This is a genomic window from Bradyrhizobium sp. AZCC 2230 (assembly GCF_036924495.1).
Taxonomy (GTDB): Bacteria; Pseudomonadota; Alphaproteobacteria; order Rhizobiales; family Xanthobacteraceae; genus Bradyrhizobium; species Bradyrhizobium rifense.
This window is the reverse complement of sequence record NZ_JAZHRS010000001.1, coordinates 1327866-1353846: the sequence shown is the minus strand read 5'-3', so window position 1 is coordinate 1353846 and position 25981 is coordinate 1327866. Positions and strand designations below refer to the sequence as shown.

The window sequence follows — 25981 nt, the reverse complement described above, 5'->3', positions numbered from 1 at the left end:
GACACGGCCTGCGGCAAATACAAGCCCACCAATTTTGCCTGATTTTATGACGAATTGCGCGGCGCAATGCCGCGACGGCGGATGTGCAAACCGGTCCCGTTCTGATAGCAGAAGCCATGGACAGCCAAGAGGATTCCCTCAAGCCGAGGCCCGCGATCCGGGCCGCGGCGTTTTCGGTGCACATCTTCACCGCCTTCGGCGCGGCGATCGCGCTATTGGCGATGCTGGAGGCGGTGCGCGAGCACTGGGCGGCGATGTTCGGCTGGCTGGGCGTCGCCCTGATCATCGACGCGGTCGACGGGCCGATCGCGCGCCGGCTCAAGGTCAAGGATGTGCAACCGAACTGGTCGGGCGACGTGCTCGACCTCGTCGTCGACTTCGTCACCTATGTCTTCGTGCCGGCCTATGCGATCGTGGCGAGCGGCCTGTTGCTGCCGGTGGCGGCGCCCTTGCTCGGCATCGCCATCATCGTCACCAGCGCATTATATTTCGCCGATCTGCGCATGAAGGCGGATGACAATCATTTCCGCGGCTTTCCGGCGCTGTGGAACGCGGCGGCGTTCTATCTGTTCCTGCTGCACTGGCCGCCGCTGTCGTCGACGCTGCTGGTCGCGGCGCTGGTGGTGCTGACCTTCGTGCCGTTCCACGTCCTGCATCCGGTTCGCGTCGTGCGGCTGCGCTGGCTGACGATGTCGCTGATCGCCATCGGGGCGGTGCTCGCGCTCTACGCGCTCGAGATGGATTTCCGGGTCGGCACCGGCGTGACAATTGCGCTCTGCGCGATCGCGCTCTGGATTGCGTTCAGCGACGCGTTGATCCGCCTCGCCAGGTCCTTCGCATGATGCATTTGTTGACCAGCCCCGAGGCGTGGGCCGCGCTGCTGACCTTGACCTCGCTCGAGATCGTGCTCGGCATCGACAACGTCATCTTCCTGTCGGTGATCGTTTCGCGCATCCCCGAGCCGCAGGCCCATCGCGCGCGCCAGATCGGGCTGGCGCTGGCGCTGGTATTCCGCATCATCCTGCTCAGCGTGCTGGTCTGGCTGATCGGCCTGACCGCGCCGGTGTTCTCGTTCAGGGGATACGACTTCTCGTGGCGCGACCTGATCCTGATCGGCGGCGGCCTGTTCCTGATCGCGAAGGCGACGCACGAGATCCATGCCGAGGTCGAGGCCGACGACGGCGAGGGGAAGAAGGACTCCGGCGGCAACGCCTTCTTCTGGGTGATCGTCCAGATCATCGTCATCGACATCGTGTTCTCGCTCGACTCGATCATCACCGCGATCGGCATGGCGCAGGACCTCGAGATCATGATCGCGGCCGTCGTGATCGCCTGCCTGATCATGTACATTTCGTCGGGGCCGGTGGCGCGATTCGTGGCAGAACATCCGACCACCAAGATGCTGGCGCTGGCGTTCCTGGTGCTGATCGGCGTCGCCCTGGTCGCGGACGGATTCAAATTCCACATCCCGCGCGGCTATATCTACTTCGCGATTGTGTTCTCGGCGGCGGTGGAGTTCTTCAACGTGCTGGCGAAGAGCAACCGCAAGAAGGCCAGCAAGCCGTCGGTTTAGCCGCTCCAATTTGGGTCGAGTTGACAAGGCGGGCGCTATGTCTTTCGCTGGGTCTGGAGAATGAGGAGGTCATGTGATGACCAAAGCCGTCCGTGTGCACAAGGTCGGAGGCCCCGAAGCGCTGGTCTATGAGAGCGTCGACGTCCCGGCGCCGGGCCCTGGCGAGGTGCGCATCCGCCAGCATGCGGTCGGCCTGAACTTCATCGACGTCTATTACCGTACCGGCCTCTACAAGGCGCCGGGCCTGCCCTTCATTGCCGGCAACGAGGCCTCGGGCGAGGTCTTGTCCGTCGGGCCGGGCGTGACGAATTTCCATCCCGGCGACCGCGTCGCCTACTACCACAATCTCGGCGCGTATACGAGCGAGCGCAACATCCCCTGGGAGAAGCTGGTCAAGCTGCCCGACCATATCACCCACGAGCAGGGCGCCGTGCTGATGCTCAAGGGGCTGACCGTCTGGTACCTCCTGCACAAGACCTTCAAGGTCGAGCCGCATCATCGCGTGCTGATCCATGCCGCGGCCGGCGGGATCGGTCTCCTGGCCTGCCAATGGGCGAGGGCGCTGGGGGCCCACGTCATCGGCACGGTGGGCTCGCGCGAGAAGGCCGAACTTGCCGAGGCCAATGGCTGCGACCACGTCATCCTCTACAACGAGGAGGACTTCGTCGCGCGCGTCAAACAAATCAGCCGCAACGAGGGCTGTGACGTCGTCTATGACGGCGTCGGCAAGGCGACCTTCCCGGGCTCGCTGTCCTGCCTGAAGCCGCGCGGCATGTTCGTTTCTTTCGGCAACGCCTCAGGTCCCGTGCCGCCGTTCTCCATCGCCGAGCTGAACAATCACGGCTCGCTGTTTGCGACGCGGCCGAAGCTCAACGACTACGTCGGCACGCGCAAGGAACTGCTCGAAGGCGCCGACACGCTGTTTTCCGCCGTCATCAACGGCAAGCTGCACGTGCCGATCAACCACGCCTACGCGCTGAAGGACGCCGCCAAGGCCCATATCGACCTCGAAAGCCGCAACACGACCGGCGCGTCGATTTTGAAGCCGTAGGTCTCGTGTCCCCGACGCGCTGCAGCGCTCTTGCGCTGCTGCGCAGAGCCGGGACCCAGATGCGGCACCAGGTGCGGAGAGATGGGCCCCGGCTCTGCAGCGCACCGCCGAAGGAGCGCTGCGCTGCGTCCGGGGCACGAGACAGGCCCATTACGCAACCCTCCGTGCCGCGCCCGCTTTCGTCAATATCCCGTCGAGACAATCGATCATCTCGGCGATCTCTGCCTTGGTGACGTTCAGCGCCGGCATGAAGCGCAGCGTGTCGAGCTGTGGTGCGTTGAGCAGCACGCCGGCCTCGAACGCTTGGGCGACGATGCCGGGCGCGATCGGCAGCTTGAGGTCGAGCGCGAGCAGCAGTCCGCGTCCCCGCACGCCGCCGAGGCCGTGCCGCGCCGAGACTTTTTGCAGCTCGCTATCGAGCAGCAGCCCGGTCTCGCCCACCTGCTTCAGGAACGCCGGCTTGCTGACCTCGGCGAGCACCGCAAGGCCGGCCGCGCACATGAGCGGATTGCCGTTGAACGTGCCGCCCTGGTCGCCGTGCTCGAAGCAGGAGGCGCGTTCGGTCGCAAGCAGCGCGGCGAGGGGCACGCCGCCGCCGATGCCCTTGCCGAGCGTCATGATGTCGGGCCCAATGCCGGTGTGCTCATAGTGGAAGAGCTTTCCGGTCCGGCCCATGCCGGTCTGGATCTCGTCGAAAATGAGCAACAGGCCGTTAGCCTCGGTCAGCGCGCGCAGCTCTTGCAAGAACTTGTCGGTCGCCGGCCACACGCCGGACTCGCCCTGGATCGGCTCGAGCATCACCGCAACGGTGTTGCTGCTGATCAGCTTCTCGACCGAGGCGATGTCGTTGAGTTTTGCCTTCTTGAAGCCGGCGACCTTCGGCTCGAACAGCGGCTCGAACGCCTTCTTGCCCGAGGCCGACATCGTCGCCAGCGTCCTGCCGTGGAAGCCGCCTTCGAACGTGATGATCTCGAACGCGCCGCTCTTGTGCAGGCTGCCATATTTGCGCGCGAGCTTGATCGCGCCCTCATTGGCCTCTGCGCCCGAATTGGCGAAGAACACCTGGTCGAACGCGCTGTTCTCGACCAGCGCCTGCGCGAGCTTGAGGCTCGGCTCGTTGTAGAAGGCCGGGCTCGGCGTCAGCAGCCGCCTGGCCTGCGATGCCAACGCATCCGCAATCGCCGGCGGGGAGTGGCCGAGGCAGTTCACGGCCCAGCCCTGCACGAAATCGAGATAGCGCTTGCGGCTGTCGTCCCAGAGGTATGAGCCGGCGCCACGGACGAACACGGCCTTGGGCCGTGCGGTGATGTCCATCAGCGCGTCATACGGATGGGTGGCGGTGGTCATGTCGAACTCCTTTGGGGGGCGGGTGAAAAGGACGCGAAAAGCGAGAAGGCCGCACTTTGCGGGTGCGGCCTTCTCGAAAACTGTGCTGAATTTACTGGTTCAGCGGCGTCGTCGGACATGGCGCAACCCATCATCATCGCGGGAGCGACGACGCATGGCTTGGCGCAGATGGGTCCGGGAATTGATCATGGGGCGGTCCCTACAGCCGAAGGGCAGGGCTTGTCAAGCGCGACCTACTGAACGCCGTAAGGCGCGAACATATCGGCGATACCGGCATTGATCGCCTTCGCCGCCGCGATGTCGCGTTCCGCGCCGTCGGCATCCCCCTTTTTTCGCTTCGCAAGCCCGCGGCCATAGAGCGAGCTGTCGAGCGTAGGCTTTGCGCTCAGCACCGCGTCGTAATCGGCGATCGCGGCGTCGAGATTGCCGAGCTTGAGGTAGGTGAGGGCGCGGCTGTCGAGCGCATAGGGATCGTTCGGGCGCATCTTGAGCGCCTGCTCGCAATCGGCGAGCGCCTCCTGCAATTGGCCAAGGATCGCGTGCGTCATGCAGCGCGCGTTAAATACGCCTGAATATTTCGGGTTGGCCTTGATCGAGCGATCATAGTCCTCGAGTGCGCGGGCATAGTCGTGGTCGTCGAAATACATGTCGGCGCGCGCATAGGTGTCGCGGTCGTTGTTCGGGTTGAGCGCGATCGACTTGCCGAAATCGGCCAGCGCGCGGGGCCGGTCGCCCTTGTCGCGGAAGATGCGCGCGCGATTGCCATAGGCCGGGCCATAATTGGGATCGAGCCTGATCGACATGTCGAGATCGGCGAGCGCGCGCTCGGCCTCGTGGTGTTCGCGATAGGCCGTGCCGCGATTGAAATAAGCCAGCGCAAATTTCGGGTTGAGCTTGATGGCCCGATCGTAGTCCGCCATCGCGCGCTCGTAGTCGTTCCTGGCGATGCGGGAGTTTCCGCGGTTGTTGTAGTAGCGCGCATCGTCGGGCTCGAGCTGGATCGCGCGGGTGTAGTCGGCGATGGCGTGATCGCGGTCACCGAGATCGTCATAGGCGATGCCGCGATTGTACCAGGCGATAACGTCGTTCGGATCGAGATCGAGGGCGCGGTTGAGATCGGCGACAGCCCGCTCGGAATCACCCTTGCGCCGATGGACTTCGCCGCGATTGGCAAGCGCGGCCGCATTCGACGGGTTGGCCTTCAGCACGAGTGTGCATCCATCCATGCGCTGGTCGTCGCTGACTTTGTCGTCATTGGCGAAGCACCATTGGCGTGCCCGGGCAGGCGAGAGGGATTGCGCCGCGGCCGGGAACGTGAGCAAAGTCAATGCTGCGGCGATCGCGCACAGGCAGGTCCGGATATCGATCTTGTGATTGCATGTCATTTGATTGCTGCTCAGAAACCAACAAGCCTCTAGCGCGTTTGTGATCTCGGAACGCGAATTGGTTCGAACCTGACGCAAGTCGGGACAGACCAACAGGCACGGGACCAACCAGACAGTTTTCAGCCTTGTCCGAAACCCCTTATCCGATCGACCTCGACAGCATTCGCGGCGCGTTTCCGCCGGGCATCGAGGCGCCGCCTTTGCTGCTGGATTTTGCCGGCTGGCTGAACGGGCGCGCCTGGGGCAGCGTCGGCTGTTTCTCGCTGCAAGGCCAGTTCTCCGACCAGGCCCCGATCTTCGACGGCAGTCCCTTACGCGACCGCTTCGCGCTGTTCATGCGCCTGCCGGATGGCTCGGCCGTCGGCGGCTGGTACGGCGCCGGCCTCGACCGCGACGATCCCCCGATCGTGGGATTGGGCTCGGAGGGCGATTACGAACTGCTCGCGCCGTCCCTCGACGCGCTGCTCGCGAAACTGACGGCGCAGCAATTCGACAAGGCCTGGCACGATCTGCGGCCGCACCACGAGGTCGAGCCCCAGACCGTCGAGCTTGCGCAATGGCTCGCCCGACGGCCGACCGGCGAGCCGGTGCCGTCCGAGGATGGCGTGTTCGAGCTGCCCGACTTCCGTGGCTTCGTCGAGAAGTGGAGCCGGGACCGCGAGGAATACTGGGCCAATCACCGCCTGATGGCCGAGCTCGGCTGGCGGCTCGCCGCGCATCTGCCCAAGGGCAAGAACGCCTGGGACAAGACGCACTTCGAGATCGCGATCGTCGGCAAGCAATACGAGGCGCGCGTCCTGTCGCGCGGACCGCAGCCGTTCGAGGAGGCCGCCTCGATCGAATCCCTGCTGCGCGACCTCCGCGACGAGATGCGCCGCGCCCAGCCCGAGCTCGGGCTCTGGTACGCGATGAAATTCGGCCTCTATGCCGACGGCCGCGTCATGCCGAACTTCGAATACGATGTGCGCCCGACCATCGATGGCGGGCCGGCGCAATTGTCCGAAGCTCAAGCTGATCTCGCCCGCGCCCCGCGTCCGGAGCGCTGGGTGCCGAAATGGCTGGCGGCATCCTGAAACTCGGAATCCCGCGATGCTGCCGCCCAGTCGGCGCGCCGAAATCTTCTGGTGTCGTGCCATCTTGACCTCGCGAGAACGGCACCTTCGATCCCCCCTTGACTTAGAGCGCGCTCGAAGGGGTATCTGTACGTGCGTCAGTACGAGAACGGGCACACATGAAGATCGGCGACCTCGCAAAACGAACTGGCTTGTCGACCCACACGTTGCGTTATTATGAGCGCATCGGGCTGCTGCCATACGCAGACCGGGATCGTTCCGGCCAGCGTGACTTTGACGCATCGATCCTCACATGGATTGCATTCCTCGATCGGCTCAAGACCACGGGAATGCCGATCCGGGACATGTTGCGTTATGCGGCGCTTCGTGATGAAGGCGAAGCCACCGGGCCAGCCCGGCGGCAGATGCTGGAAATCCACCGGGAACAGGTTCGCACGCAGATTGCCGAACTCCAGGAATGCCTGCTCGTCCTTGATACCAAGATCGCCGGCTATGCCGGCGACGAACAGAGGATGAAGGAAAATGACGCACGCCCAAACACAAGCCGAAAGCCGCTTCGATCGCGGCCAGCGGGCCCTGTCGCGCATTGACGGCAGAGCCGGCGAAAAGGTCGTCGCCTCACTCGCGGACATCGCTCCGGATTTCGCACGATACGTGATCGAGTTTCCCTTCGGCGACATTTACAGCCGCCCGGACCTCGGCCTGCGCGATCGAGAGATCGCGACGATCGCCGCGCTGACGGCGCTCGGAAATGCCGCGCCTCAGCTCAAAGTGCATATCGAGGCGGGTCTGAACGTCGGGCTGTCTCGCGACGAGATCGTGGAGATCATCATGCAGATGGCCGTCTATGCGGGCTTCCCCGCGGCGGTGAACGGGCTGTTCGCAGCCAAAGACGTGTTTTCCGCGCATGACGGACGGCAGGCGGGAGAAGCGACATGACGAACTTCTCGCCCTATTCTGGCGACTATGTCGAGCGCGTCGCACCAGACGGCATCCGCACGCGCGTCGCCTAGGATCTTGCCACGCCGACCGGTATCGCCTTCAGCCGCAGCCGAAATGGCGGGCGGCGTCGTGAACCTCAAAATCCCGCGACGCTGCCGTGCAGATCATACTGATCCGCGCGCTCGATCTTTGCGGTGACGATCTCGCCGACGCGCAACGGCCGACGGCTCGTCAGATAGACCGCGCCGTCGATCTCCGGCGCATCGGCCTTGGAGCGGCCCTTGGCGACCGTCGGGCCGACCTCGTCGATGATGATCTGCTGGCGCGTGCCGACCTTGCGCTTCAGCCTGCGTGCCGAGATCTTCTGCTGCCGCGCCATCAGCGCGTTGTAGCGCTCCTGCTTGATCTCGGCGGGCACAGCACCTTCGATCGCGTTCGACGTCGCACCCGCAACCGGCTCGTATTTGAAGCAGCCGAGACGATCGATCTCGGCTTCATCGAGCCAGTCGAGCAGATAGGCGAAGTCGGCATCGGTCTCGCCGGGGAAGCCGACGATGAAGGTCGAGCGCAGCGCGAGATCGGGGCATTCCTCGCGCCAGCGCTTGATGCGCGCCAGCGTCTTGTCCTGCGCGGCCGGGCGCTTCATCGCCTTCAGCACGTCGGGGCTTGCATGCTGGAACGGGATGTCGAGATAGGGCAGCACCTTGCCCGCGTTCATCAGCGCGATGACCTCGTCGACATGCGGGTAGGGGTAGACATATTGCAGCCGGACCCAGGCGCCGAGTTCGCCGAGCTCGCGGGCGAGGTCGAGGAATTTGGCGCGGACCTGGCGATCCTTCCACGGGCTCTCGGCATATTTGAGATCGACGCCGTAGGCCGAAGTGTCCTGCGAGATCACCAGCAGTTCCTTCACCCCAGCATCGACCAGTCGCTCGGCTTCGCGCAGCACGTCATTGGCCGGGCGCGAGACGAGATCGCCGCGCAGCTTCGGGATGATGCAGAAGGTGCAGCGGTTGTTGCAGCCCTCGGAGATTTTCAGATAGGCGTAGTGGCGCGGCGTCAGCTTGATGCCCTGCGGCGGCACCAGATCGAGATGCGGATTGTGGGCCGGCGGCAGCGCGCGGTGCACGGCATCCAGCACGCTCTCATATTGCTGCGGGCCGGAGATGGAGAGAACGCCGGGATAGGCCTCTTCGATCTGCTCGGGCTCGGCGCCCATGCAGCCGGTCACGATGACCTTGCCGTTCTCTGCCATGGCCTCGCCGATCGCCGAGAGCGATTCCTGCTTGGCGCTGTCGAGGAAGCCACAGGTGTTAACGATGACGATGTCGGCCCCGTCATGCTTGCGGGCGAGCTCATAGCCCTCGGCGCGCAGGCGCGTGATGATGCGCTCGGAATCCACCAATGCCTTGGGACACCCGAGTGACACGAAGCTGACCTTGGGCGCAGCCGTCTGATCCATATCCAAATCTGCCTGATTGACGGGCTTGAGCTAGTCCCAATTGTCCATAATTACAACCCTTTGCATGGGCGTCCGGCATGCTATGGATGAATCGCCGGGTTGCGGGTGAGCTATGAGCGCCGAACAGTCGCCTAAAATCGTGATTGTCGACGAGAGCCCGATCCGGGCCGCGATCCTCGAAGAGGGGTTGCGCGAGGCCGGTTTCACGCAGATCGTCCATATCCGCGAGATGCAGAGCCTGCTCGCCCGTATTTATTCGGTGGACCCCGACATCATCCTGATCGATCTCGAAAACCCCAGCCGCGACGTGCTGGAGGCGATGTTCCAGGTCAGCCGCGCCGTGCGGCGGCCGATTGCGATGTTCGTCGACCAGAGCGATTCATCCTCGATCCAGGCCTCCGTGGAGGCAGGGGTGTCCGCCTACATCGTCGACGGGCTGAAGAAGGAGCGCATCAAGCCGATCCTCGATCTCTGCGTGTCGCGCTTCAACGCCTTCGCCAAACTCCAGGAGGAGCTGGAGCGCACCAAGTCGCAGCTCGAGGACCGCAAGATCATCGAGAAGGCCAAGGGCATCCTGATGAAGGTCAAGGGCCTCACCGAGGATGAGGCCTATGTGCTGCTGCGCTCCACCGCCATGCGCGAGAAAAAGAAAATCGGCGAGATCGCGCAATCGATCATCACCGCGTCGGAGATGCTGAAATGACCCCGCCCCTCCGCATCGGATTCATCCCGCTGGTCGATGCCGCCGCCCTGATCGTCGCCGTCGACAAGGGCTTTGCCGCGGCCGAAGGGCTCGAGGTCGAGCTGGTGCGCGAGGTGTCTTGGTCCAACGTGCGCGACAAGCTGAACATCGGCCTGTTCGACGCCGCGCATCTGCTCGCGCCCGTGGCGATCGCGTCGTCGCTCGGGCTCGGTCACGTCAAGGTGCCGATCGCAGCACCCTTCAATCTCGGCATCAACGGCAATGCGATCACGGTGTCGCCCGCGCTCCACGCTGCGCTGATGGAGGAAATCGACGGCGACCGTTTCGATCCGCTTGCGACCGCAAAGGCGTTGGCGAAGGTGGTGGCCAAGCGGCGCAAGGTGGGCGCCGATCCGCTGACCTTCGGCATGACCTTTCCGTTCTCGACCCACAATTACCAATTGCGGTTCTGGATGGCGGCGGCCGGCGTCGATCCGGACGAGGACGTGCGTCTCGTCGTGCTGCCGCCGCCCTATATGGTCGACAGCCTCGCCAACGGCCATGTCGACGCGTTCTGTGTCGGCGCGCCCTGGAATTCGGTCGCGGTCGATCTCGGCATCGGCCACATCCTGCATTTCGTCTCCGACATTCTGGAGCGCGCGGCAGAGAAGGTACTGGCTGTGCGCCAGGTCTGGGCCGACAAGCATCCGGATGTCGTCGCGTCGCTGGTGCGTGCGGCGGTGAAGGCGGCCGAGTTCATCGAGCAGCCGGAAAATCTGGCTGAAGCGGCGCAGCTCCTCGCGCGGCCCGAGCGGATCGGTGTGGATGCCGAGGTCATTCAGCGAACCCTGACGGGACGCCTCAAGATATCGCCGGACGGCACGTTCCGCGAAAGCGGCCGCTACCTCCTGGTCGGGCGCGAAGGAGCAGGGCGTCCGGATCCAGTCCAGGCCGCCTGGCTCTACGCGCAGATGGTGCGCTGGGGACAGACGGCGCTCAGCGGTGAGGCGCTCAAGACGGCCATGGCCGTATTCCAGCCGGACCTCTACGACGCTGCGCTGGGGCGGGCCGGCGACGGCCATGCCAGCCCCCCGTTCGGCGCCTTCGCTGGCCCCACATTCGACCCCCGGGATGTCGCCGGTTATCTCGCGTCATTTGCGGTCGGGCGACGGGTTCCATAGGCCTGCTCAAAGCTTAGTCACATTGATTCGAAGCTTATTCTTTGGGCCATTGCTGCCCGAAGTAGCATGAACCATGATCCATTTCATGCGCCGCACACAAATCTAAATCACTGATTCTACGTGAGTTTGCAGTTCACGCTGCGTTGGCACACTCCTTGAATACGGAGGACGCAGCCGCCCGGCGTGGGCGCCGGCGGCTCCAAGTCCATGGTGGATTTCCGCAGCAACGAAGCTGATCGGATCGTTCCGGGTTCCGGCTGGGCGCTTATGCGCCTCCAACCGGCTCCCAGCGATCAACGTCCGTTCAACCCGTTGACGCCGCCTTTCGCGCGGCAAGCTGGAGCTTCGATATGGATTACGCGAAACCCTCCGACGTTGTGACCTCGATGGTCGATGTCAGCCTGAAGAAGCTGGCGCTCGCCCCGCGCGACATCATGATCCGCGGCGCGATGTCCGGCGCGCTGCTCGGCGCCGCCACCACGCTCGCCTTCAGTGGCGCTCTCACCACCGGCCAGCCGCTCGTCGGCGCGCTGATCTTCCCCGTCAGCCTCGTGATGATCGTTCTGCTCGGCCTCGAACTTGTGACCGGCAGCTTCGCCATCGTTCCGCTCGCGCGCCTCGAAGGCAAGGCGAGCTGGAACGCGGTGATCGCCAACTGGTCCTGGGTCTCCGTTGCCAATCTGCTCGGCAGCCTCGCCTTCGGTGTGCTGATCGCGATCTCGCTCACCAACATGGGCAAGGTCGAAGTCGCCGGCGTCGCCGCCCGCATCGTTGCGGTGGCCGAAGCCAAGACCATCGGCAATGCCGCGATCGGCACCGCCGGCATGGTCTCGGTGTTCGTCAAGGCGGTCCTCTGCAACTGGCTGGTCTGCCTCGGCGTCGTGATGGCGATGACCTCGACCTCCACGGTCGGCAAGATCGCGGCGACCTGGTTGCCGATCTTCCTGTTCTTCGCGCTCGGCTTCGAGCACGCCGTCGTCAACATGTTCGTCATCCCGACCGGCATGCTGCTCGGCGCCAAGGTCTCACTCACCGACTGGTGGATCTGGAATCAGATTCCCGTGACGCTCGGCAATCTCGTCGGCGGATTCGTCTTCACCGGTCTCGCGCTCTACGCAACCTACAAGCCGCAGACGGGCGCTACGGGCCAGGTCGTGATGCCGGCAACCGCTGAGCAGGTGCGCTGATCATGAAAATGGACTCCACTCCCGCCGCCGATTTCTCCGACGAGCAGAAGCGTTACCTCGAAGGTTTCATGTCCGGCATGCAGGTCGGTCGTGTCGGGCGCGCTTTCGCAGCCGGCGGCGCACCTGCCGGCAATGCCGAGCCGATCGGGCCTGACGCGGCGCATATCAAGGCGCAGGACAAGCTCACGGCCGCGGGCAAGAAGCTCGCCGACCAGGAGAAGTTCAAGCGCGAGCTGCATCCGTTCGATGCCTATGATCGCCTGAAGGACCAGGCGCGCAACAACGCCAATCCGACGCCGGCGGACAATTTCCGCTGGCGCTATTACGGCATCTTCTGGGTCGCGCCGGCGCAGACCTCCTACATGGCGCGCCTGCGCATCCCCAACGGCATTTTGAAGCACTGGCAGATGTCGGGCTTGGCCGACATCGCCGAAAGCTGTGGCGGCGGCTACACCCATGTCACCACCCGCGCCAACTTCCAGATCCGCGAGATCGAACCGAAAAACGCAGTGGCGCTGATCGAGGGCGTCCAGGACATCGGCCTGTGCTCGCGTGGCTCGGGTGCGGACAATATCCGCAACGTCACGGGCACGCCGACAGCGGGCATCGATCCGCAGGAGCTGCTGGACACGCGCCCCTATGCGCGCGAATGGCACTACCACATCCTCAACGACCGCTCGCTGTTTGGCCTTCCGCGCAAGTTCAATGTCGCCTTCGACGGCGCCGGCAAGATCGCCGCGCTGGAGGAGACCAACGACATCGCCTTCACCGCGGTCGAGGTGAAGGACGGCTTTGGCGTCGAGCCCGGTGTCCGGTTCAAGCTCGGCCTTGGCGGCATCACCGGCCACAAGGATTTTGCGAAGTATTCGGGCATCGTCGTTCGTCCTGAAGAGGCGACCGCCGTTGCCGATGCCATCGTGCGCGTCTTCATCGAGCACGGCGATCGCACCAATCGCAACAAGGCGCGGCTGAAATACGTGCTGGATAATATGGGCCACGACGGCTTCCTCAAGCTTGTTGAGGAACTGCTCAAGAAGCCGTTCACGCGCGTGCCGGCCGAGGCGCTGCTGCCGCGCCCTTTGTCCGACCGTATGGCCCATATCGGCGTGCACAGGCAGAAGCAGGCCGGGCTCAACTGGGTCGGTGTGGCGCTGCCGGTCGGTAAGCTCACTTGCGAGCAGATGCGTGGGCTCGCGAAGATCGCGCAGGATCTCGGCGACGGCGATATCCGCCTGACGGTCTGGCAGAATCTGCTGGTCTCGGGCGTGCGCGACGAGAACGTTGCGCTCGTCACCGCCGCGGTCGAGAAGCTTGGCCTCGCCACTGAAGTCTCGAACGTCCGCGCCGGCCTGATCGCCTGCACCGGCAATGCCGGCTGCAAGTTCGCGGCCTCCGACACCAAGCGCCATGCCGCCGCGATCGGCGACTGGTGCGACGAGCGCGTCAGTCTCGACACGCCGCTCAACATCCACCTGACCGGCTGCCATCACTCCTGCGCGCAGCACTACATCTCCGACATCGGCCTGATCGCGGCCAAGGTGCCGGGTGCAACGGAGGATGACCAGGTCGAGGGCTATCACCTCTTCACCGGCGGCGGCTTCGGTCCCGATGCCGATATCGGGCAGGAGGTGTTCCACGATGTGAAGGCCGAGGACGTGCCGAAGACCGTCGAGGGGCTTTTGAAGGCCTATCTCGCCAATCGCGCCTCGTCCGAAGAGACGTTCCTGACCTTCTCCCGTCGCCATGACGGTGAAGCCCTGCGCAAACTCGCCGAAGCGGAAGTAGCAGCATGACCCAGATGTCCATGCCTCCCAAGATCGAGATCATTCCGGCCAATGCCCCGTTCAGCGAAAGCCAGCGGCTGTGGCTGAACGGGTTTCTCGTCGGCATGCTCGGCCTCGACGGCTCGACGGCGCTGTCGCCGATCGAGAACGGCGCCATGCTGGCGCCGCAGGGCGACGGCGATGACGGCGAGGCACCCTGGCACGATCCGGCGATGGCGATTGGCGACCGCATGAAGCTCGCGGAGGGGCGTCCGCTCCGCCGCCGCATGATGGCGGCGATGGCGCAGCAGGATTGCGGCCAGTGCGGCTACAATTGCGCCGACTATTCGGACTCGATCGCCAACAAGAGCGAGGCCCGCCTCAACCTCTGCGCCCCCGGCGGCAAGGAGACGGCGCGGATGCTCAAGCAGCTGTTCGAGGAGGTCGACAAGGCACCGGCCGCGAAGCCTGCGGCAGGGGCGGCCGCGCCGACGAGTGCACCGGCTGCGCCGGAGGTGAAGGCCGAGCTCGGCCGCGCCCGCGAAAATCCGGCTGACGCAACCTTCCTGTCGCGGCGCCTGCTCAACAAGGGCGCTTCGGAGAAGGAGACCTATCACGTCGAGTTCGATCTCTCCGAGAGCAAGCTCGATTACGTCGTGGGCGACAGCTTTGGCGTGTTCGCGCGCAACGAACTCGGCCTCGTCGACCAGATCATCGCGCTGCTCGGGGCATCCCACACCACCAAGGTCAACGGCAAGACCTTGCGCGAGGCGCTGGTCGAGGACATTTCTCTTTCGCCTGCGCCCGATAAGCTGTTCGAGCTGCTCTCCTTCATCACCGGCGGCGCGCAGCGCGAGAAGGCCAGGGCGCTGGCGCAGGGCGAGGATCCCGATGGCGATGCGGCAACTCTCGACGTGATGGCCGCGCTGCAGAAGTTTTCGGGCACGCGGCCGCATCCGGAAGCCTTCGTCGAGGCGCTGGAGCCGCTGCAGCCGCGGCTCTACTCGATCTCCTCGTCGCACAATGCGACGCCGGGAAAGTTGTCGCTGACGGTCGATTCCGTGCGTTACGTGATCGGCAAGCGCAAGCGCCTCGGTGTCGCCTCGACCTTCCTCGGCGAGCGTATCAACGAGGGCGACAAGCTCAAGGTCTATGTGCAGAAGGCGCATGGTTTCGGTCTGCCGGAGGATCCAAAGATTCCGGTCATCATGATCGGCCCCGGCACCGGCATTGCGCCGTTCCGCGCCTTCCTGCTCGACCGCAAGGCGACCGGCGCGCAAGGCAAGAACTGGCTGTTCTTCGGCCATCAGCGCAGCGATTGCGACTTCTTCTATCGGGACGAGCTCAACGCGATGAAGACCTCGGGCCTTCTGACGCGCCTGTCGCTCGCCTGGTCGCGCGACGGCGAGAAGAAGTTTTACGTGCAGGACCGCATGCGCGAGCTCGGCCGCGAGGTCTGGACGTGGCTCGCCGAGGGCGCCCATCTCTACATCTGCGGCGATGCCAAGCGCATGGCCAAGGACGTCGAGCGTGCGCTGGTCGACGTCGTCGCCCAGTTCGGCGCCCGCTCGACCGACGAGGCCGTCAGTTTCGTCGCCGACCTCAAGAAGAAGGGCCGCTTCCAGGCTGACGTCTACTAAGTCGCGGCGGAATCTCCATGAATCGCCGGCGCCGCGCAGGGCGCCGGCGGTCGCGTTCTACTGTGCATGGGGTTGTTTTCGTGATTTGAGCTGGGTGGGCGTTGACTCGCTGTCATCCCAGCGTCATCCGGCCGGTTCCATCTGGCGTGAATCTTAACGAATAAGATTCTCGGAACTCGGGTGTGAAAAGAATTTGCGCCTGCGATGGGCGGTTTCCAGAGAAGGCTCATCGCTATTTCCGCGGCCGTCTTGCCCGCCACCCCGGTCGATCCCTCATAATCCCGCAAATGGGGCGTTGGAGATCGACCATGCGCGAACTATCGGCGGAAGCCAGGTTGCACTTCTACGCGCGCTCGCGCGTCGGACCGCGGCGAATGCCCATCACATCGGGCTGTACAGCGCCTTCGCCGTCATCGCAGCGATCGTGTTCGGCACGCTGTCGGTGCACCCGTTCTAACGAGATTCACCGCTCTTGTAGGGTGGGCAAAGGCGCGCTCTTAGGGCGCCGTGCCCACCATCTTTCAATGATGAGAGAATTCGTGGGCACGCTTCGCTTTGCCCACCCTACGGCACCTGTCGTGCCTCACGCACCGCGCTTGAATGGCGCGACCTCGATGCCCGCATCCTTCAGGGACTGACGCAAGGTGCGTGCGATCTCGACGGCGCCATGCGTATCGCCATGGATGCACACCGTGTCCGTGCGCATCTTGATGACCTTGCCGGTCACCGACACCACCGCGCCGTCCTGCACCATGCGCACCACGCGATCGGCGATCGCCTTGGCATCGTGCAGCACCGCGCCGGGCTTCTTGCGCGAGACCAGATTGCCGTCGTCCTCATAGGCGCGGTCGGCGAACACCTCGTGCACCATCGGCAGGTTGGCCTCTTCGCCGGCCCTCACCAGCTTCGAGTTGGCGAGCACCACAAAGATCAGGCTGGGGTCGACCGCCCTAATGCCGGCGGCGATGGCCTTTGCTGTCATGTCGTCCTCGCAGGCGACGTTGGAGAGCGCGCCATGCGCCTTCACATGCGTCACCTTGTGGCCGGCTGCAGTCGCGATCGCCTGCAGCGCGCCGATCTGGTAGGCGACGAGGTTTTCGATCTCGGATGATTTCAGCCCGGCGATCGGGTGCCGGCCGAAACCATGCAGGTCGCGATAGCCGGGATGCGCGCCGACCGAGACGCCGCGCGCTTTCGCCAGCTCGACCGTCCGGCGCATGATGTCGGGGTCGCCGGCATGGAAGCCGCAGGCGACGTTGACCGAGCTTGCGAGGTCAATCATGGCGGCGTCGTTGCCCATCTCCCACGCGCCAAAACCTTCGCCGAGGTCGCAATTGAGATCGATCGTCTTCATGGTTGCACTCCGCCTTTGGTCTTGTTGTTTACGGCTCGGCCGTCACCTGCCAGGTCCCGGCATCCATCGCGCTCACCGCATAGCCCGCGACGTTGGCATCGCTCAGCGCCTCGATGTTGAGCTCGACCGTGTCGGAGGAACGCAGGCGATCGGACAGGGTGCGGATCAGCTGTTGAAATTTGCGCGCCTCGTCCTGCGCCTCGGCCATGGTGACGGCCTTGAAGCGGAACGCCGTGCCAGCCGAGGTCTGGGCGAGGCGGCCGACATCGGCCGTGATCACGGTTGCGATCTTGGGATAGCCGCCGGAGGTGCCGCGATCCATCATCAGCGCGATCGGCGCGCCGTTGCCGGGCACCTGGATGCTGCCGTTGACGGTGCCGTCGGAGACGATGTTGTGGCCGTGCAGATGCTTGATGGCGGGGCCCTCGAGCCGGTAGCCCATGCGGTCGGAGGTTGCCGAGATCTTCCACTCGCTGTCGAGGAACAGCGCCTTGTTGGCGTCGTCGAACTCGTCGTCCTGTGGTCCCAGAACGACACGGATCGGACCGCTCACCGGCTTCGGCAATTCAATGCGCAGTTCCGGCGCGCCGCTCGCGGCATCGACCGCGAATTCGTCGCCGGCCTGCAGCGGGCGCGGGTAGGGGCTGCCGAGACCGGCGCGCGCATTCACCGCGAGGCTGCCGAACACCAGCTCGCCCTTGATGGCGCCTTCGATCGCGAGGTAGGTGAACGCGCCGCCGCGGGCAAAGCCCAGCGTCAGCGTTTCGCCGTCCTTCAGCGTCACCGACGTCTCCATCGCCACTGGCTTGCCGGTCACATCGGCATTGCGCGGCGCGCCCGCGATGGCGACGCGCACGGCACCATCTTTAGCCGTGAACGTCGCGCCGAACGGGCCGATCTCGACCACGGCTGCGAATGGCTCGTTGCCGACCAGCGTGTTCGCCGCTGCCAGCGCCAGCCGGTCCATCGCGCCGCTGACCGTCAGGCCGTAGCGCTGCGCGCCGTAGCGTCCGCCGTCCTGGACGGAGCTTGCGGGCCCGATGCTGGCGACGATGAGCCGGCTCATGCGTCTACCCGTTCGGCGATGATCTCGCCGGCTTCCGCGGCGCGATCCTGCTCCTCGAATGTCTTGTGGTCGATGGCAAAAAACGTCACGCGATCACCGGGTTCGGTGAGGAAGGTCGGATTCCGGTGGAGCTGATAGGTCCGCACTGGCGTGCGGCCGAGCAGGTGCCAGCCGCTGGGCGCGGCCAGGCACTGGATTCCGGCCTGGATGCCGCCGATCGAGATCGTGCCGGCGGGCGTGAACAATCTCGGCGACTGTCGGCGCGACATGTGCAGCGATTTGTCGAGGCCGCTCAGATACGACCAGCCCGGCGTGAAGCCGATCATGGCGACGCGGTAGTCGCCGCCGGCGTGACGGGCGACGATGTCGTCGGGCGTGGTGTTCAGGGCTTTGGCGACATCCTCGAGGTCGATGCCGTGCTCGCCGCCATAGGCGACAGGGATGCGCCAGCGCCGCGCTTTTGTCGTGGGCGGCAGTGGCTGGCTGGCGATCGCGAGCAGCTTTTCGCCAAGCGCGTCAAAGCCGATCGTGCCGGGATCGTAATGCACCAGCAGCGAGCGGTAGGTCGGGATGGTCTCGGAGATGCCCTCGATGGGCGCGGCTGCAAGCGCCTTGTCGAGCGCGAGCACGCGCTCGTTGGCGGCGTCGTCGATGGTGCGGCTGAACTCGACCGTGACGGCGCTGTCGCCACTGGGCAGAAGGCGGGGCGGGGGAAGCGTCGCGGCCATGAGCTATCAAAGAGCTGTCGAAATCGGGCTTCTGGAGAAACGCGGGCTCGTCCTTGAGTTCCGCGTTGACCTGCTTCGCGTAAATGCACCCGCAAGTCCAATAAATTAATGCAGGGGGTGCCGATAAAGCCTTGTTATCGCGTCGCATAACAGCCCGGCTGGGCCGCGTTCTTGTCAGGGCTTTGGGCCTTGACGGGAAGCGCCCGGCTCGCAAGATGCGCGCGTTCTTTCCCGCCCATCCGGAGCTCGTCTGTTTCCATGTCGCTGTCCCCCGAAGCCCGCAAGACCCTCGCCGGCATCACCACTGCCACCATCACCACGGTCCTTCTGAAGAAGGGCCTGCGCAATGTGTGGATGCGCGGCGCGCGTCCGCTGCGCCCGGGCCTGCCGCGTCTGGTGGGCCCGGCCTTCACGCTGCGCTTCGTGCCGGCGCGCGAGGATCTGGCGACGCCGGAATCCTGGTCGTCGCCGATCTCGACCCGCACCGCGATCGAGGCGATGCCGGAAGGCTGCATCGCCGTGGTCGATGCCATGGGCATTACTGATGCCGGCATCTTCGGCGACATCCTCTGTGCGCGCATGATGAAGCGCGGCGTCACCGCGCTCGTCACCGACGGCGTGGTGCGTGACGTCGAGGGGGTGCTCGGCACCAATCTTCCGGTGTGGTGCGACGGCTATGCCGCGCCGCCGTCGGTCGCGGGCCTCACTTTTGTCGGCTGGGGCGAGCCGATCGGCTGCGGCGGCGTCGCCGTTTTCCCGAACGACATCGTGGTCGCCGACCAGGACGGCTGCGTGCTGATCCCGCAGGCGATGCTCGAGCACGTGCTCAATGAAGGCGTCGAACAGGAGCGGATGGAAGCCTGGATCGTCAACGAGGTGAACAACGGCGCGGCGTTGCCGGGCCTCTATCCCATGAACGCCGAGACCAAGGCGCGCTACGCCGCCAGCAAGAAGTAACAGGAAACGAGGACCCCCATGGACATCACGCTCGCAGGCACGCGGCCGACCCGCCGCGCGCCCAAGGAACATTTCACCGGCACCGTGCTGCAGGACCCCATCAACATGGCGCCCGCGCCGGCGCGGCTGAACGTCTCGCGCGTCTCGTTCGAGCCGGGTGCCCGCACCAACTGGCACCATCATCCACTCGGGCAGACGCTCTACGTGATCTCAGGCGTCGGCCGGGTCCAGACCAAGGGCGGCGCGGTCAAGGAAATCCGTCCCGGCGACACCGTCTGGATTCCGCCGGGTGAAGTGCACTGGCACGGCGCCTCGCCGGGCAACAGCATGTGCCACATCGCCATGCAGGAAGCGCTCGACGGCGTGTTCTCGACCTGGCTCGAGCCGGTGACGGACGCGGAATACGGCGCGCCGCTCGGCTAGCTCCGTTCTCTGACAAGACGCATCGCCATCGGGCGATGCGTCACCCATCCTTCTGGGACTACATCCGCTCCGCCGTCCACGTGCCCGAGCACAGGGCGCCGCGCCAGGTGCCGGAGCCTGAGGTGCCGCTGAGCCGGCCGAAGCCGACGGCGTGCTTGATCCCCGTGCTCAGGCTGACGTTGATGGCGCCGGCATCCGCGACGCGGCCCGACGCCGTCACCGCAGCGCTGCTCGAAGCGATCTGACCGTTGCTGATGCCGATCGCGACGGTCGCGCCGTTGCCGCAGGTGTCGCTCGATGACGAGATGCGGACATTCCACGCACCGTCGAAAGTCGAGCCCGCGGCATTCGCCTGCGCGAGCGGGACGACGATGGCGATCATGGTGGCGAAGAGTGCTTTGCGAAATCCGTTCATGACACGCCCCTTGGGGTTGACCATGCGGGGATCATGTCACGGGCGCGGAACCGGCGATGTGAGGGCTGTCACGCGCGCCAGGCTCTCTGTGAGGTGACGCACATCGCAGCGACACTGCAGGCAAAAGCAAAGGGGCCCGGATCACGGGCCCCTTGTCTCTCCAAAAAATAGCGGCTGCGAACCTAGTTCACACGCGTCCAGGTCTGGCCGCCGCAGAACATGCCGCCGAAGGCGCAGCCCTGCACGCGCAGGCGGTCGCCGCCCTTCAGCGAGATCGTCGAATCGTAGGTCGAACCTGTGTTGGGATCGAGGATGCGGCCGGACCATTTCTGCTCCTTGCCGGGCTTCATGTTGATCAGGACCTGCTCGCCGTTCTGGTTCGATTTGCTGTCGACCGAATAGCCGCAGAGGTTATTGCCGCACTGCTCGATGCGGACCTTGCCTTCCTTCTCCTCGGTGAGCCAGACGCCGAGCGGTGAATTGAGATCGCGCGCGGGCGCTGCCGCCGCAACCGGCGGTGCGACGGCGGCGGACTGAACGGGGGCGGGAGCAGGCGCCGGAGCAGCCGGCGCGGGCGGCGCCGGAGGCGCGGCTGCGACGGCCGGAGCGGGCTGCGGAGGCGGTGCGGGCGGTGCTGCGGCCACCGTCGGGGCAGCGCTCGGCGCCGGTTGAGGCGGCGGCACCATCGCGTCGTCGGTCGGCGCGTTGTTTGCGGTGGCAGCCGGAGGTGGCGGCGCGGCGGGAGGCGGCGCTGCGGCTGCGCGGGCAGGTGCCGCAGGAACTTGTTCCGCTGCGGGCGGCGCTGCGATTGGAGCAGGTGCCGGAGCCGGGGCGGCCGGTGTTTGCGGATCGACCTTGGCCTGCTGCGGCGCCTGCTGGTCCGGCTTCGTGTCGTTCTTCTTGGCCTTCTTGGCCTTGCCCTGACCGGTGTTGTCGTAGACGCCGGGAATCTGCACCGTGCCGCGATCCGGATCGATGCGGATGGTGCGCCCGCCATATTCGAAGGTGTACTGCGCCTGCGCAGCGGTGCTCGCCAAAAGGAATGCGGCCGTAGCCAACAGCTTCCTCATTTCCATCTCCCGAACAGGTGGTCCCCGCACCGACGCTTACGCCCCGGTTCGGTCGCGAAAAGTGATCTAGATCACTGTTTCTCGGTATGAGTCGCCTTTTGGCGGTTCCGGGTTCAATAGACCCGGAGCCAGCCCAAAGTTTGACCGGGGCAAGCGACAACGGGACGCGGGACTCTCGTTTTGACGCGTTTTCTTTACGCGAACCGGTACCCACTTCGCTGGAAAACGCTCTAATCGAACCAGGCGGCGTAGATCTTCTTGTAGCTGCCGTCCTCCATGGAGATGTGCAGCCACTGGTCTACGAATGCCTTCAGCGCCATGTCGCGCTGGAGCCAGTAGGCCTTCTCCGAGAAGTCGAACGGTTTTTCGGGATGCACCGCGCAGAGCACGCCGGAGTGCTGCTTCTGCTGATAGCGGGTTTCGGAGGCGTCCGTCATCATCAGGTCGGCGTTGCCCTTGGCGATCTCGTCGAAGATCGCGGTATTGTCGGGGAAGACGGTGATGTCGGCGTCCTTGACGTTGGCGCGCGCGAAACGCTCATTGGTCCCGCCGGGATTGACGATGACGCGGGTGCCCTTCTTGTCGATGTCGGAAATGCTCTGATACTTGCCGACATCGGCGCAGCGCGCGATCGGCGTCTTGCCCTCGCGCATGATCGGCATCGTGAAGTAGCCCTTCTTCTGGCGGTCGAGCGTGACCGAGACACCGCCCATGGCGATGTCGAACTGGTCCGCCTCGAAATCCTTCATCAGCTTCGGCCACGCCGTGGCTACGTATTCGACCTTGACGCCGAGCGCCTTGCCCAGCGCCTCCGCCATGTCGACGTCAAAACCGGAGAACTGCTGCGTGGCCTTGTCCAGATAGGTGAAGGGCTTGTAGTCGCCGGTCATGCCGACGCGCAGAGTGCCGCGCTTGATGATCTCGTCGAGGCGCGAGGGCGCTGGCTGCTGCGCGTGCGCCGAAAGGTTTGCCAGCAACATCACGGCCAAAGCCGCCAAAATACGAACGATCATCTCTTTTCCACCCATGCCCAAGCTGTCATTGTGCAGTTCTTGAACGTGGATTTAGACCAGATGCCAGTTTCTGGCGAGACGCAATTGAAGGGAATCTTGAAGTGACGATCTCGATGTACGAGGCCTCGGTCAGCCTGTTCGTGCCTTATTTGCGCAATCTGTCCGTGCTGCTCGACAAGGGCGTTGCCTATGCCGAGACCCGCAAGTTCAATCCGGCGGTCCTGCTCGGCATGCGCATGGCGCCGAACATGTACGATCTGGCGCAGCAGATCGGCGAGGCCTGCCGCCACGCCACCGTCGCCCCGGCCTTGCTGGCGCAATGCGAGCCGGTCGCGCTGCCGCCGCTGGAGCACGACATGGCCGGGCTTCAGGCGCGGATCGCCACCTCAATCGAATTTATTGAAAGCCTGCCGCGCGCCGAGATCGACGCGGCCGCGGAGCTGAAGGTCTTCTTCAAGCTTAAAAATGGGACCGAGCTGCCCTTTACCGGGCGGACGCTGCTGCTCACCAACAGCGTCCCGCAATTCTTCTTCCACGTCACGACCGCGTACGATTTGTTGCGGCACGCGGGCGTCGAGCTCGTGAAGAAGGACTTTTTGGGAAGGAAGTAGAGCTTGGTGCTTACCTCTCCCCAACGGGGAGAGGTCGGATTGCGCAGCAATCCGGGTGAGGGGCCGCAACGCGGTGTGAGACCTTAACCCCTCACCCGGATCGCATCTTCGATGCGCTCCGACCTCTCCCTTCGGGAGAGGTGTACAGAGATCGGGTCACGAGTAATTACGCTTCGCCCTTGCGCTCGTAATCAGCGAGCGAGCTGCGGCCGGCGATCTCGCTGCGCAGCAGCTCGAAGCGCCGGTGTGCCTCGTTCTCGTGTTCGTCGACGAAATGCACGGCGCCCTCGCTCGTCATCGGGCCGCTGACCACGGGGGCGGATTGCTCGCCGATGGTCTCGTGCACGTAATACTGGCCGTCGTCGCCGCGATGGACCGTCCATTTCAGACGGATCGCGACCATCGGCCCGGGACCGACCTTGCTGTAGCCGTCGGCGTCGGTGTGGTCCGGCACCAGCGGCTGCTCCTCGACCACCGGATGCTCGTCGGAGGCGTGATGCTCGTCGGAGGTGTGATGCTCGTCGGAGGTGTGATGCTCGTCTGCGACCGCATAATCATCGGCGGCCACCGTTTCCGTCTCGGTGTCGCGGACGACGAGAAGGGGCTCGGGGTGCTCGAAAATGCTGGCGATGGTCGCCAGCGCTTGGTCGGTCGGATCGATCTCTGACAAGGGTGCATCCTCCAGCTCGACGCGGCCGGCAAAGTCTGTCCCACTGCCGCCGCGGCCGGATACATTACGCGGGTTTGATTAAGGCTGAGTTGGGGCCCGATCTGCACCAAAATGGGACGCATTCTGGCCGTCCGAAGGCGGCCCGACGAAGCATGATCCGGAAAAGTGGGCAGCGGTTTTCCGAAAAGATCATGCTCAAACAATAAGCTAAAGTGCGATGATGATTCATCGCGCTTTAGCCACCCGCCTTCGGATTGTCCTCAGCCCAGCACGTCCTGATTGATGATGTTCTGCCGGATCGGATCGCCGTCCAGCACACTCAGGATGTTGCGCGCGGTCTGCTCGCTCATGCGGCTCACCGCCTCGACGGTGACGCCGGCCACGTGCGGGGCCATGATCACATTGGGCAGCGCGAACAGCGCATTGCTAACCGGCGGCGGCTCGACCTCAAAGACGTCGATCCCGGCGCCGGCGAGCTTTCCGGAAGTCAGCGCGTCGTACAGCGCGGCCTCCTTCACGATGCCGCCGCGCGCGGTGTTGATGAGATAGGACTTCGGCTTCATCCGGCCGATCCGCGCCGCGTCGAACAGGCCGATGGTTTCGGGCGTCTTCGGGCAGTGGATGGTGACGAAGTCCGCATTGGGCAGCGCGGCGTCGAGATCCGCGACCGGCTCGCAGCCGGCGGCCTTGATGTCGGCGGCAGGCTTGTAGGGATCGTAGACCTGCACCTTCATTTCCATCGCCTGGCAGCGCTTGGCGGTGCGGGTGCCGATGCGGCCGAAGCCGATGATCAGCACGGTCTTGCCGTAGAGATCGAACGGCAGCATGCCGAGCCGGTTGGCCCATTGGCCATCCCTGACGCAGGCGTGCATTTCATTCGCGCGTTTTGCCAGGGTCAGCATCATGAAAAGGGCCTGCTCGGCGACGGACGGTGAGTTCGCGCTGCCCGCGACCATCAGCGGCACCTTGCGGCGGGAGAGGGCGGGCACGTCCACGGCGTCGTAGCCGACGCCGATGCGGGTCACCACCTTCATGTCCTTGGAGGCCTCGAGCTCGGTCTCGCCGAAAGCGGTGGCACCGAGTGCCACACCGTGAACCGGCGCATGGCTCTTCAGCAGGGCCTCAAAGTCCTTGGCGGAGATCAGGTTCGGAAACTCGACGAGCTCGATATCGTCCCGCTGGGTGAGGAGGGCGCGTGCCCCTTGCGACAAAGTTTGTGTAACGAAAATCTTCTTCTTGTTGGTCGTCATCGCTCCCCGCCTGCTAGCGTTTCTTGAGTCCGCGTCACAGCACGACGCCGGTCTCCTCGTTTAGCAGGTGCATGTTGTTGAGGTCCATCGCCAAACGCATGGGAGCCCCGTCCTTGGCGCCGGCATTGGGATTGACGCGGCCGCAGACCGGCGTGCCGTCGAGCCCGAAATAAACCAGCGTCTCCATCCCCATCGGCTCGGTGACGTCGAGCACGGTGTCGAAGGTTTCGACGCCGGGATCCAGATGGGCATTCGATTCCGTGAGGTGTTCAGGGCGGACGCCGAGCAGCAGCTTGTCGGTGCGCGGCAGCGCGTTGTAGCGGCCGGCCCTGGCAGGGGGCAGCGGGAACGAGATGCGGTCGGTCAAGCGGATGTTGAGCTTGCCGCCTGAATCCTCCAGCCGGCACGGAATGAAATTCATTGCGGGCGAGCCGATGAAGCCTGCGACAAAGCGTGTCGCCGGCTTGTGGTAGAGCTCGTTCGGCGTGCCGATCTGCTCGATCCGTCCCTTGTTCATGACCACCACGCGGTCGGCCAGCGTCATCGCCTCGACCTGGTCGTGGGTGACGTAGACGGTCGTGGTGCGCACCTTCTGGTGCACCTTCTTGATCTCGATCCGCATCTGCACGCGCAGCTTGGCGTCGAGATTGGACAGCGGCTCGTCGAACAGGAAGACCTTTGGATTGCGCACGATGGCGCGCCCCATGGCGACGCGCTGGCGCTGGCCGCCGGAGAGCTGTTTCGGCTTGCGGTCGATCAGATCGGTGATGTCCAGGAGACGGGCTGCTTCTGTTACCCGCGCCTTGATCTCGGCTTTGGGATAATGCTTCAGCCGCAGCCCGAACGACATGTTCTCGGCGACCGTCATGTGCGGGTAGAGCGCGTAGTTCTGGAACACCATGGCGATGTCGCGGTCCTTCGGCGGCACGTCGTTGACGACGTCGCCGCCGATCATGATGTCGCCGTCGCTGATGTCCTCGAGGCCTGCGATCATGCGCAGCGTGGTCGACTTGCCGCAACCGGAAGGACCGACCAGCACGATGAACTCATGGTCGGCGATATCGAGGTCGATGCCGCGCACGGCTTCGACATCATCGTAACGCTTGACGACCTTCCGCAATGCAACGTCAGCCATGAA

At 64.6% G+C, this 25981-nt stretch carries 27 protein-coding genes; 15 read left to right on the top strand and 12 right to left on the bottom strand.

The genetic code is table 11. The annotated features are described in order from the left end of the window. Positions 1-116: 116 nt before the first annotated feature. The 3 genes from pcsA to V1280_RS06440 all read left to right on the top strand — a co-directional run bounded on the left by pcsA (position 117) and on the right by V1280_RS06440 (position 2624). Positions 117-842: a phosphatidylcholine synthase gene (gene pcsA / locus V1280_RS06450; protein ID WP_334520593.1), complete on the top strand. Its 726-nt coding sequence runs from the start codon at positions 117-119 to the stop codon at positions 840-842. Beyond that, positions 839-1573, top strand: coding sequence for a TerC family protein (locus V1280_RS06445; protein ID WP_334520591.1), 735 nt, complete (start codon positions 839-841; stop codon positions 1571-1573). The genes pcsA and V1280_RS06445 overlap by 4 nt, the downstream gene beginning before the upstream one ends. Positions 1574-1649: 76 nt before the next feature. Next, on the top strand, positions 1650-2624 hold the full coding sequence (locus tag V1280_RS06440; RefSeq protein ID WP_334520589.1) for a quinone oxidoreductase family protein: 975 nt from the start codon (positions 1650-1652) through the stop codon (positions 2622-2624). 150 nt (positions 2625-2774) lie between these two features. Here V1280_RS06440 and V1280_RS06435 read toward each other — a convergent pair whose 3' ends face one another. Further along, complete coding sequence (locus V1280_RS06435; protein ID WP_334520586.1) at positions 2775-3971, bottom strand: acetylornithine transaminase; 1197 nt, start codon at positions 3969-3971, stop codon at positions 2775-2777. Positions 3972-4204: 233 nt separating this feature from the next. Further along, on the bottom strand, positions 4205-5356 hold the full coding sequence (locus tag V1280_RS06430) for a tetratricopeptide repeat protein (RefSeq protein ID WP_334520583.1): 1152 nt from the start codon (positions 5354-5356) through the stop codon (positions 4205-4207). A gap of 125 nt (positions 5357-5481) precedes the next feature. Here V1280_RS06430 and V1280_RS06425 point away from each other — a divergent pair, with 125 nt between their 5' ends. The 3 genes from V1280_RS06425 to V1280_RS06415 all read left to right on the top strand — a co-directional run bounded on the left by V1280_RS06425 (position 5482) and on the right by V1280_RS06415 (position 7368). Beyond that, the gene (locus tag V1280_RS06425; RefSeq protein WP_334520580.1) at positions 5482-6429 is read left to right on the top strand and encodes a hypothetical protein; all 948 of its coding nucleotides are present in this window, start codon (positions 5482-5484) and stop codon (positions 6427-6429) included. A gap of 158 nt (positions 6430-6587) precedes the next feature. Then, positions 6588-7019 carry a MerR family transcriptional regulator gene (locus V1280_RS06420; RefSeq protein ID WP_334520577.1) on the top strand — a complete coding sequence of 144 codons (432 nt, stop codon included), beginning with the start codon at positions 6588-6590 and terminating at the stop codon, positions 7017-7019. Beyond that, on the top strand, positions 6952-7368 hold the full coding sequence (locus V1280_RS06415) for a carboxymuconolactone decarboxylase family protein (protein WP_334520574.1): 417 nt from the start codon (positions 6952-6954) through the stop codon (positions 7366-7368). The genes V1280_RS06420 and V1280_RS06415 overlap by 68 nt, the downstream gene beginning before the upstream one ends. Before the next feature lie 139 nt (positions 7369-7507). Here the strand turns inward: V1280_RS06415 and rimO are convergent, their stop codons facing one another. Further along, entirely contained in the window at positions 7508-8833 is a 1326-nt protein-coding gene (rimO, locus tag V1280_RS06410; RefSeq protein WP_334520571.1) for a 30S ribosomal protein S12 methylthiotransferase RimO, read from the bottom strand. Positions 8834-8945: 112 nt separating this feature from the next. Between rimO and V1280_RS06405 the strand changes: the two genes are divergently transcribed. The 6 genes from V1280_RS06405 (at position 8946) to V1280_RS06380 (ending at position 15743) form a co-directional block, all read left to right on the top strand. After that, positions 8946-9536 (top strand): ANTAR domain-containing response regulator, encoded by a 591-nt coding sequence (locus V1280_RS06405; RefSeq protein WP_334520568.1) that lies wholly within the window; start codon positions 8946-8948, stop codon positions 9534-9536. Then, on the top strand, positions 9533-10696 hold the full coding sequence (locus tag V1280_RS06400; RefSeq protein ID WP_334520565.1) for a CmpA/NrtA family ABC transporter substrate-binding protein: 1164 nt from the start codon (positions 9533-9535) through the stop codon (positions 10694-10696). Before V1280_RS06405 ends, V1280_RS06400 begins: the two co-directional genes overlap by 4 nt. 350 nt (positions 10697-11046) lie before the next feature. Then, complete coding sequence (locus V1280_RS06395; protein WP_334520563.1) at positions 11047-11883, top strand: formate/nitrite transporter family protein; 837 nt, start codon at positions 11047-11049, stop codon at positions 11881-11883. Between the two features lie 2 nt (positions 11884-11885). Continuing rightward, entirely contained in the window at positions 11886-13676 is a 1791-nt protein-coding gene (locus tag V1280_RS06390) for a NirA family protein (RefSeq protein ID WP_334520560.1), read from the top strand. Continuing rightward, positions 13673-15286 carry a sulfite reductase subunit alpha gene (locus V1280_RS06385; protein ID WP_334520558.1) on the top strand — a complete coding sequence of 538 codons (1614 nt, stop codon included), beginning with the start codon at positions 13673-13675 and terminating at the stop codon, positions 15284-15286. The genes V1280_RS06390 and V1280_RS06385 overlap by 4 nt, the downstream gene beginning before the upstream one ends. A gap of 295 nt (positions 15287-15581) precedes the next feature. Further along, the gene (locus tag V1280_RS06380) at positions 15582-15743 is read left to right on the top strand and encodes a hypothetical protein (protein ID WP_334538634.1); all 162 of its coding nucleotides are present in this window, start codon (positions 15582-15584) and stop codon (positions 15741-15743) included. Positions 15744-15869: 126 nt separating this feature from the next. On the opposite strand, the gene V1280_RS06375 is transcribed toward V1280_RS06380, so the two are convergent. The 3 genes from V1280_RS06375 to pxpB are packed head-to-tail and all read right to left on the bottom strand — an operon-like array spanning position 15870 to position 18434. Continuing rightward, the gene (locus V1280_RS06375) at positions 15870-16640 is read right to left on the bottom strand and encodes a LamB/YcsF family protein (protein ID WP_334520555.1); all 771 of its coding nucleotides are present in this window, start codon (positions 16638-16640) and stop codon (positions 15870-15872) included. A 28-nt stretch (positions 16641-16668) separates the two neighbouring features. Continuing rightward, positions 16669-17706, bottom strand: coding sequence for a biotin-dependent carboxyltransferase family protein (locus V1280_RS06370; protein ID WP_334520552.1), 1038 nt, complete (start codon positions 17704-17706; stop codon positions 16669-16671). Then, positions 17703-18434: a 5-oxoprolinase subunit PxpB gene (pxpB, locus tag V1280_RS06365; protein ID WP_334520549.1), complete on the bottom strand. Its 732-nt coding sequence runs from the start codon at positions 18432-18434 to the stop codon at positions 17703-17705. Before pxpB ends, V1280_RS06370 begins: the two co-directional genes overlap by 4 nt. 258 nt (positions 18435-18692) lie before the next feature. Between pxpB and V1280_RS06360 the strand changes: the two genes are divergently transcribed. After that, positions 18693-19391 (top strand): ribonuclease activity regulator RraA, encoded by a 699-nt coding sequence (locus V1280_RS06360; protein WP_148772666.1) that lies wholly within the window; start codon positions 18693-18695, stop codon positions 19389-19391. 18 nt (positions 19392-19409) lie between these two features. Further along, positions 19410-19814 (top strand): (R)-mandelonitrile lyase, encoded by a 405-nt coding sequence (locus tag V1280_RS06355; RefSeq protein WP_334520544.1) that lies wholly within the window; start codon positions 19410-19412, stop codon positions 19812-19814. A gap of 58 nt (positions 19815-19872) precedes the next feature. Here the strand turns inward: V1280_RS06355 and V1280_RS06350 are convergent, their stop codons facing one another. The 3 genes from V1280_RS06350 to V1280_RS06340 form a co-directional block, all read right to left on the bottom strand. After that, entirely contained in the window at positions 19873-20229 is a 357-nt protein-coding gene (locus tag V1280_RS06350; RefSeq protein ID WP_334520541.1) for a hypothetical protein, read from the bottom strand. Between the two features lie 182 nt (positions 20230-20411). Next, positions 20412-21299 (bottom strand): DUF2147 domain-containing protein, encoded by an 888-nt coding sequence (locus tag V1280_RS06345; protein ID WP_334520538.1) that lies wholly within the window; start codon positions 21297-21299, stop codon positions 20412-20414. Between the two features lie 230 nt (positions 21300-21529). After that, positions 21530-22312 (bottom strand): transporter substrate-binding domain-containing protein, encoded by a 783-nt coding sequence (locus V1280_RS06340; RefSeq protein WP_334520534.1) that lies wholly within the window; start codon positions 22310-22312, stop codon positions 21530-21532. A gap of 113 nt (positions 22313-22425) precedes the next feature. On the opposite strand from V1280_RS06340, the gene V1280_RS06335 reads away from it, so the two are divergent. Continuing rightward, on the top strand, positions 22426-22923 hold the full coding sequence (locus V1280_RS06335; protein WP_334538203.1) for a DUF1993 domain-containing protein: 498 nt from the start codon (positions 22426-22428) through the stop codon (positions 22921-22923). Positions 22924-23089: 166 nt separating this feature from the next. On the opposite strand, the gene V1280_RS06330 is transcribed toward V1280_RS06335, so the two are convergent. From V1280_RS06330 to V1280_RS06320, 3 genes are all read right to left on the bottom strand, one after another. Further along, positions 23090-23593, bottom strand: coding sequence for a hypothetical protein (locus tag V1280_RS06330; protein ID WP_334520531.1), 504 nt, complete (start codon positions 23591-23593; stop codon positions 23090-23092). Between the two features lie 260 nt (positions 23594-23853). Next, positions 23854-24843, bottom strand: a complete 990-nt coding sequence (locus V1280_RS06325; RefSeq protein WP_334520528.1) for a hydroxyacid dehydrogenase — start codon at positions 24841-24843, stop codon at positions 23854-23856. Positions 24844-24877: 34 nt separating this feature from the next. Beyond that, positions 24878-25978, bottom strand: a complete 1101-nt coding sequence (locus V1280_RS06320) for an ABC transporter ATP-binding protein (RefSeq protein WP_334520525.1) — start codon at positions 25976-25978, stop codon at positions 24878-24880. Positions 25979-25981 lie beyond the last annotated feature (3 nt).

Bases quoted from the DNA above. Each gene is read 5' to 3' on its own strand.
- pcsA (WP_334520593.1), top strand. From the start codon at position 117: ATGGACAGCCAAGAGGATTCCCTCAAGCCGAGGCCCGCGATCCGGGCC.
- V1280_RS06445 (WP_334520591.1), top strand. From the start codon at position 839: ATGATGCATTTGTTGACCAGCCCCGAGGCGTGGGCCGCGCTGCTGACC.
- V1280_RS06440 (WP_334520589.1), top strand. From the start codon at position 1,650: ATGACCAAAGCCGTCCGTGTGCACAAGGTCGGAGGCCCCGAAGCGCTG.
- V1280_RS06435 (WP_334520586.1), bottom strand. From the start codon at position 3,971: ATGACCACCGCCACCCATCCGTATGACGCGCTGATGGACATCACCGCA.
- V1280_RS06430 (WP_334520583.1), bottom strand. From the start codon at position 5,356: ATGACATGCAATCACAAGATCGATATCCGGACCTGCCTGTGCGCGATC.
- V1280_RS06420 (WP_334520577.1), top strand. From the start codon at position 6,588: ATGAAGATCGGCGACCTCGCAAAACGAACTGGCTTGTCGACCCACACG.
- V1280_RS06415 (WP_334520574.1), top strand. From the start codon at position 6,952: ATGACGCACGCCCAAACACAAGCCGAAAGCCGCTTCGATCGCGGCCAG.
- rimO (WP_334520571.1), bottom strand. From the start codon at position 8,833: ATGGATCAGACGGCTGCGCCCAAGGTCAGCTTCGTGTCACTCGGGTGT.
- V1280_RS06405 (WP_334520568.1), top strand. From the start codon at position 8,946: ATGAGCGCCGAACAGTCGCCTAAAATCGTGATTGTCGACGAGAGCCCG.
- V1280_RS06400 (WP_334520565.1), top strand. From the start codon at position 9,533: ATGACCCCGCCCCTCCGCATCGGATTCATCCCGCTGGTCGATGCCGCC.
- V1280_RS06395 (WP_334520563.1), top strand. From the start codon at position 11,047: ATGGATTACGCGAAACCCTCCGACGTTGTGACCTCGATGGTCGATGTC.
- V1280_RS06390 (WP_334520560.1), top strand. From the start codon at position 11,886: ATGAAAATGGACTCCACTCCCGCCGCCGATTTCTCCGACGAGCAGAAG.
- V1280_RS06385 (WP_334520558.1), top strand. From the start codon at position 13,673: ATGACCCAGATGTCCATGCCTCCCAAGATCGAGATCATTCCGGCCAAT.
- V1280_RS06375 (WP_334520555.1), bottom strand. From the start codon at position 16,640: ATGAAGACGATCGATCTCAATTGCGACCTCGGCGAAGGTTTTGGCGCG.
- V1280_RS06370 (WP_334520552.1), bottom strand. From the start codon at position 17,706: ATGAGCCGGCTCATCGTCGCCAGCATCGGGCCCGCAAGCTCCGTCCAG.
- pxpB (WP_334520549.1), bottom strand. From the start codon at position 18,434: ATGGCCGCGACGCTTCCCCCGCCCCGCCTTCTGCCCAGTGGCGACAGC.
- V1280_RS06360 (WP_148772666.1), top strand. From the start codon at position 18,693: ATGTCGCTGTCCCCCGAAGCCCGCAAGACCCTCGCCGGCATCACCACT.
- V1280_RS06355 (WP_334520544.1), top strand. From the start codon at position 19,410: ATGGACATCACGCTCGCAGGCACGCGGCCGACCCGCCGCGCGCCCAAG.
- V1280_RS06350 (WP_334520541.1), bottom strand. From the start codon at position 20,229: ATGAACGGATTTCGCAAAGCACTCTTCGCCACCATGATCGCCATCGTC.
- V1280_RS06345 (WP_334520538.1), bottom strand. From the start codon at position 21,299: ATGAGGAAGCTGTTGGCTACGGCCGCATTCCTTTTGGCGAGCACCGCT.
- V1280_RS06340 (WP_334520534.1), bottom strand. From the start codon at position 22,312: ATGATCGTTCGTATTTTGGCGGCTTTGGCCGTGATGTTGCTGGCAAAC.
- V1280_RS06335 (WP_334538203.1), top strand. From the start codon at position 22,426: ATGTACGAGGCCTCGGTCAGCCTGTTCGTGCCTTATTTGCGCAATCTG.
- V1280_RS06325 (WP_334520528.1), bottom strand. From the start codon at position 24,843: ATGACGACCAACAAGAAGAAGATTTTCGTTACACAAACTTTGTCGCAA.
- V1280_RS06320 (WP_334520525.1), bottom strand. From the start codon at position 25,978: ATGGCTGACGTTGCATTGCGGAAGGTCGTCAAGCGTTACGATGATGTC.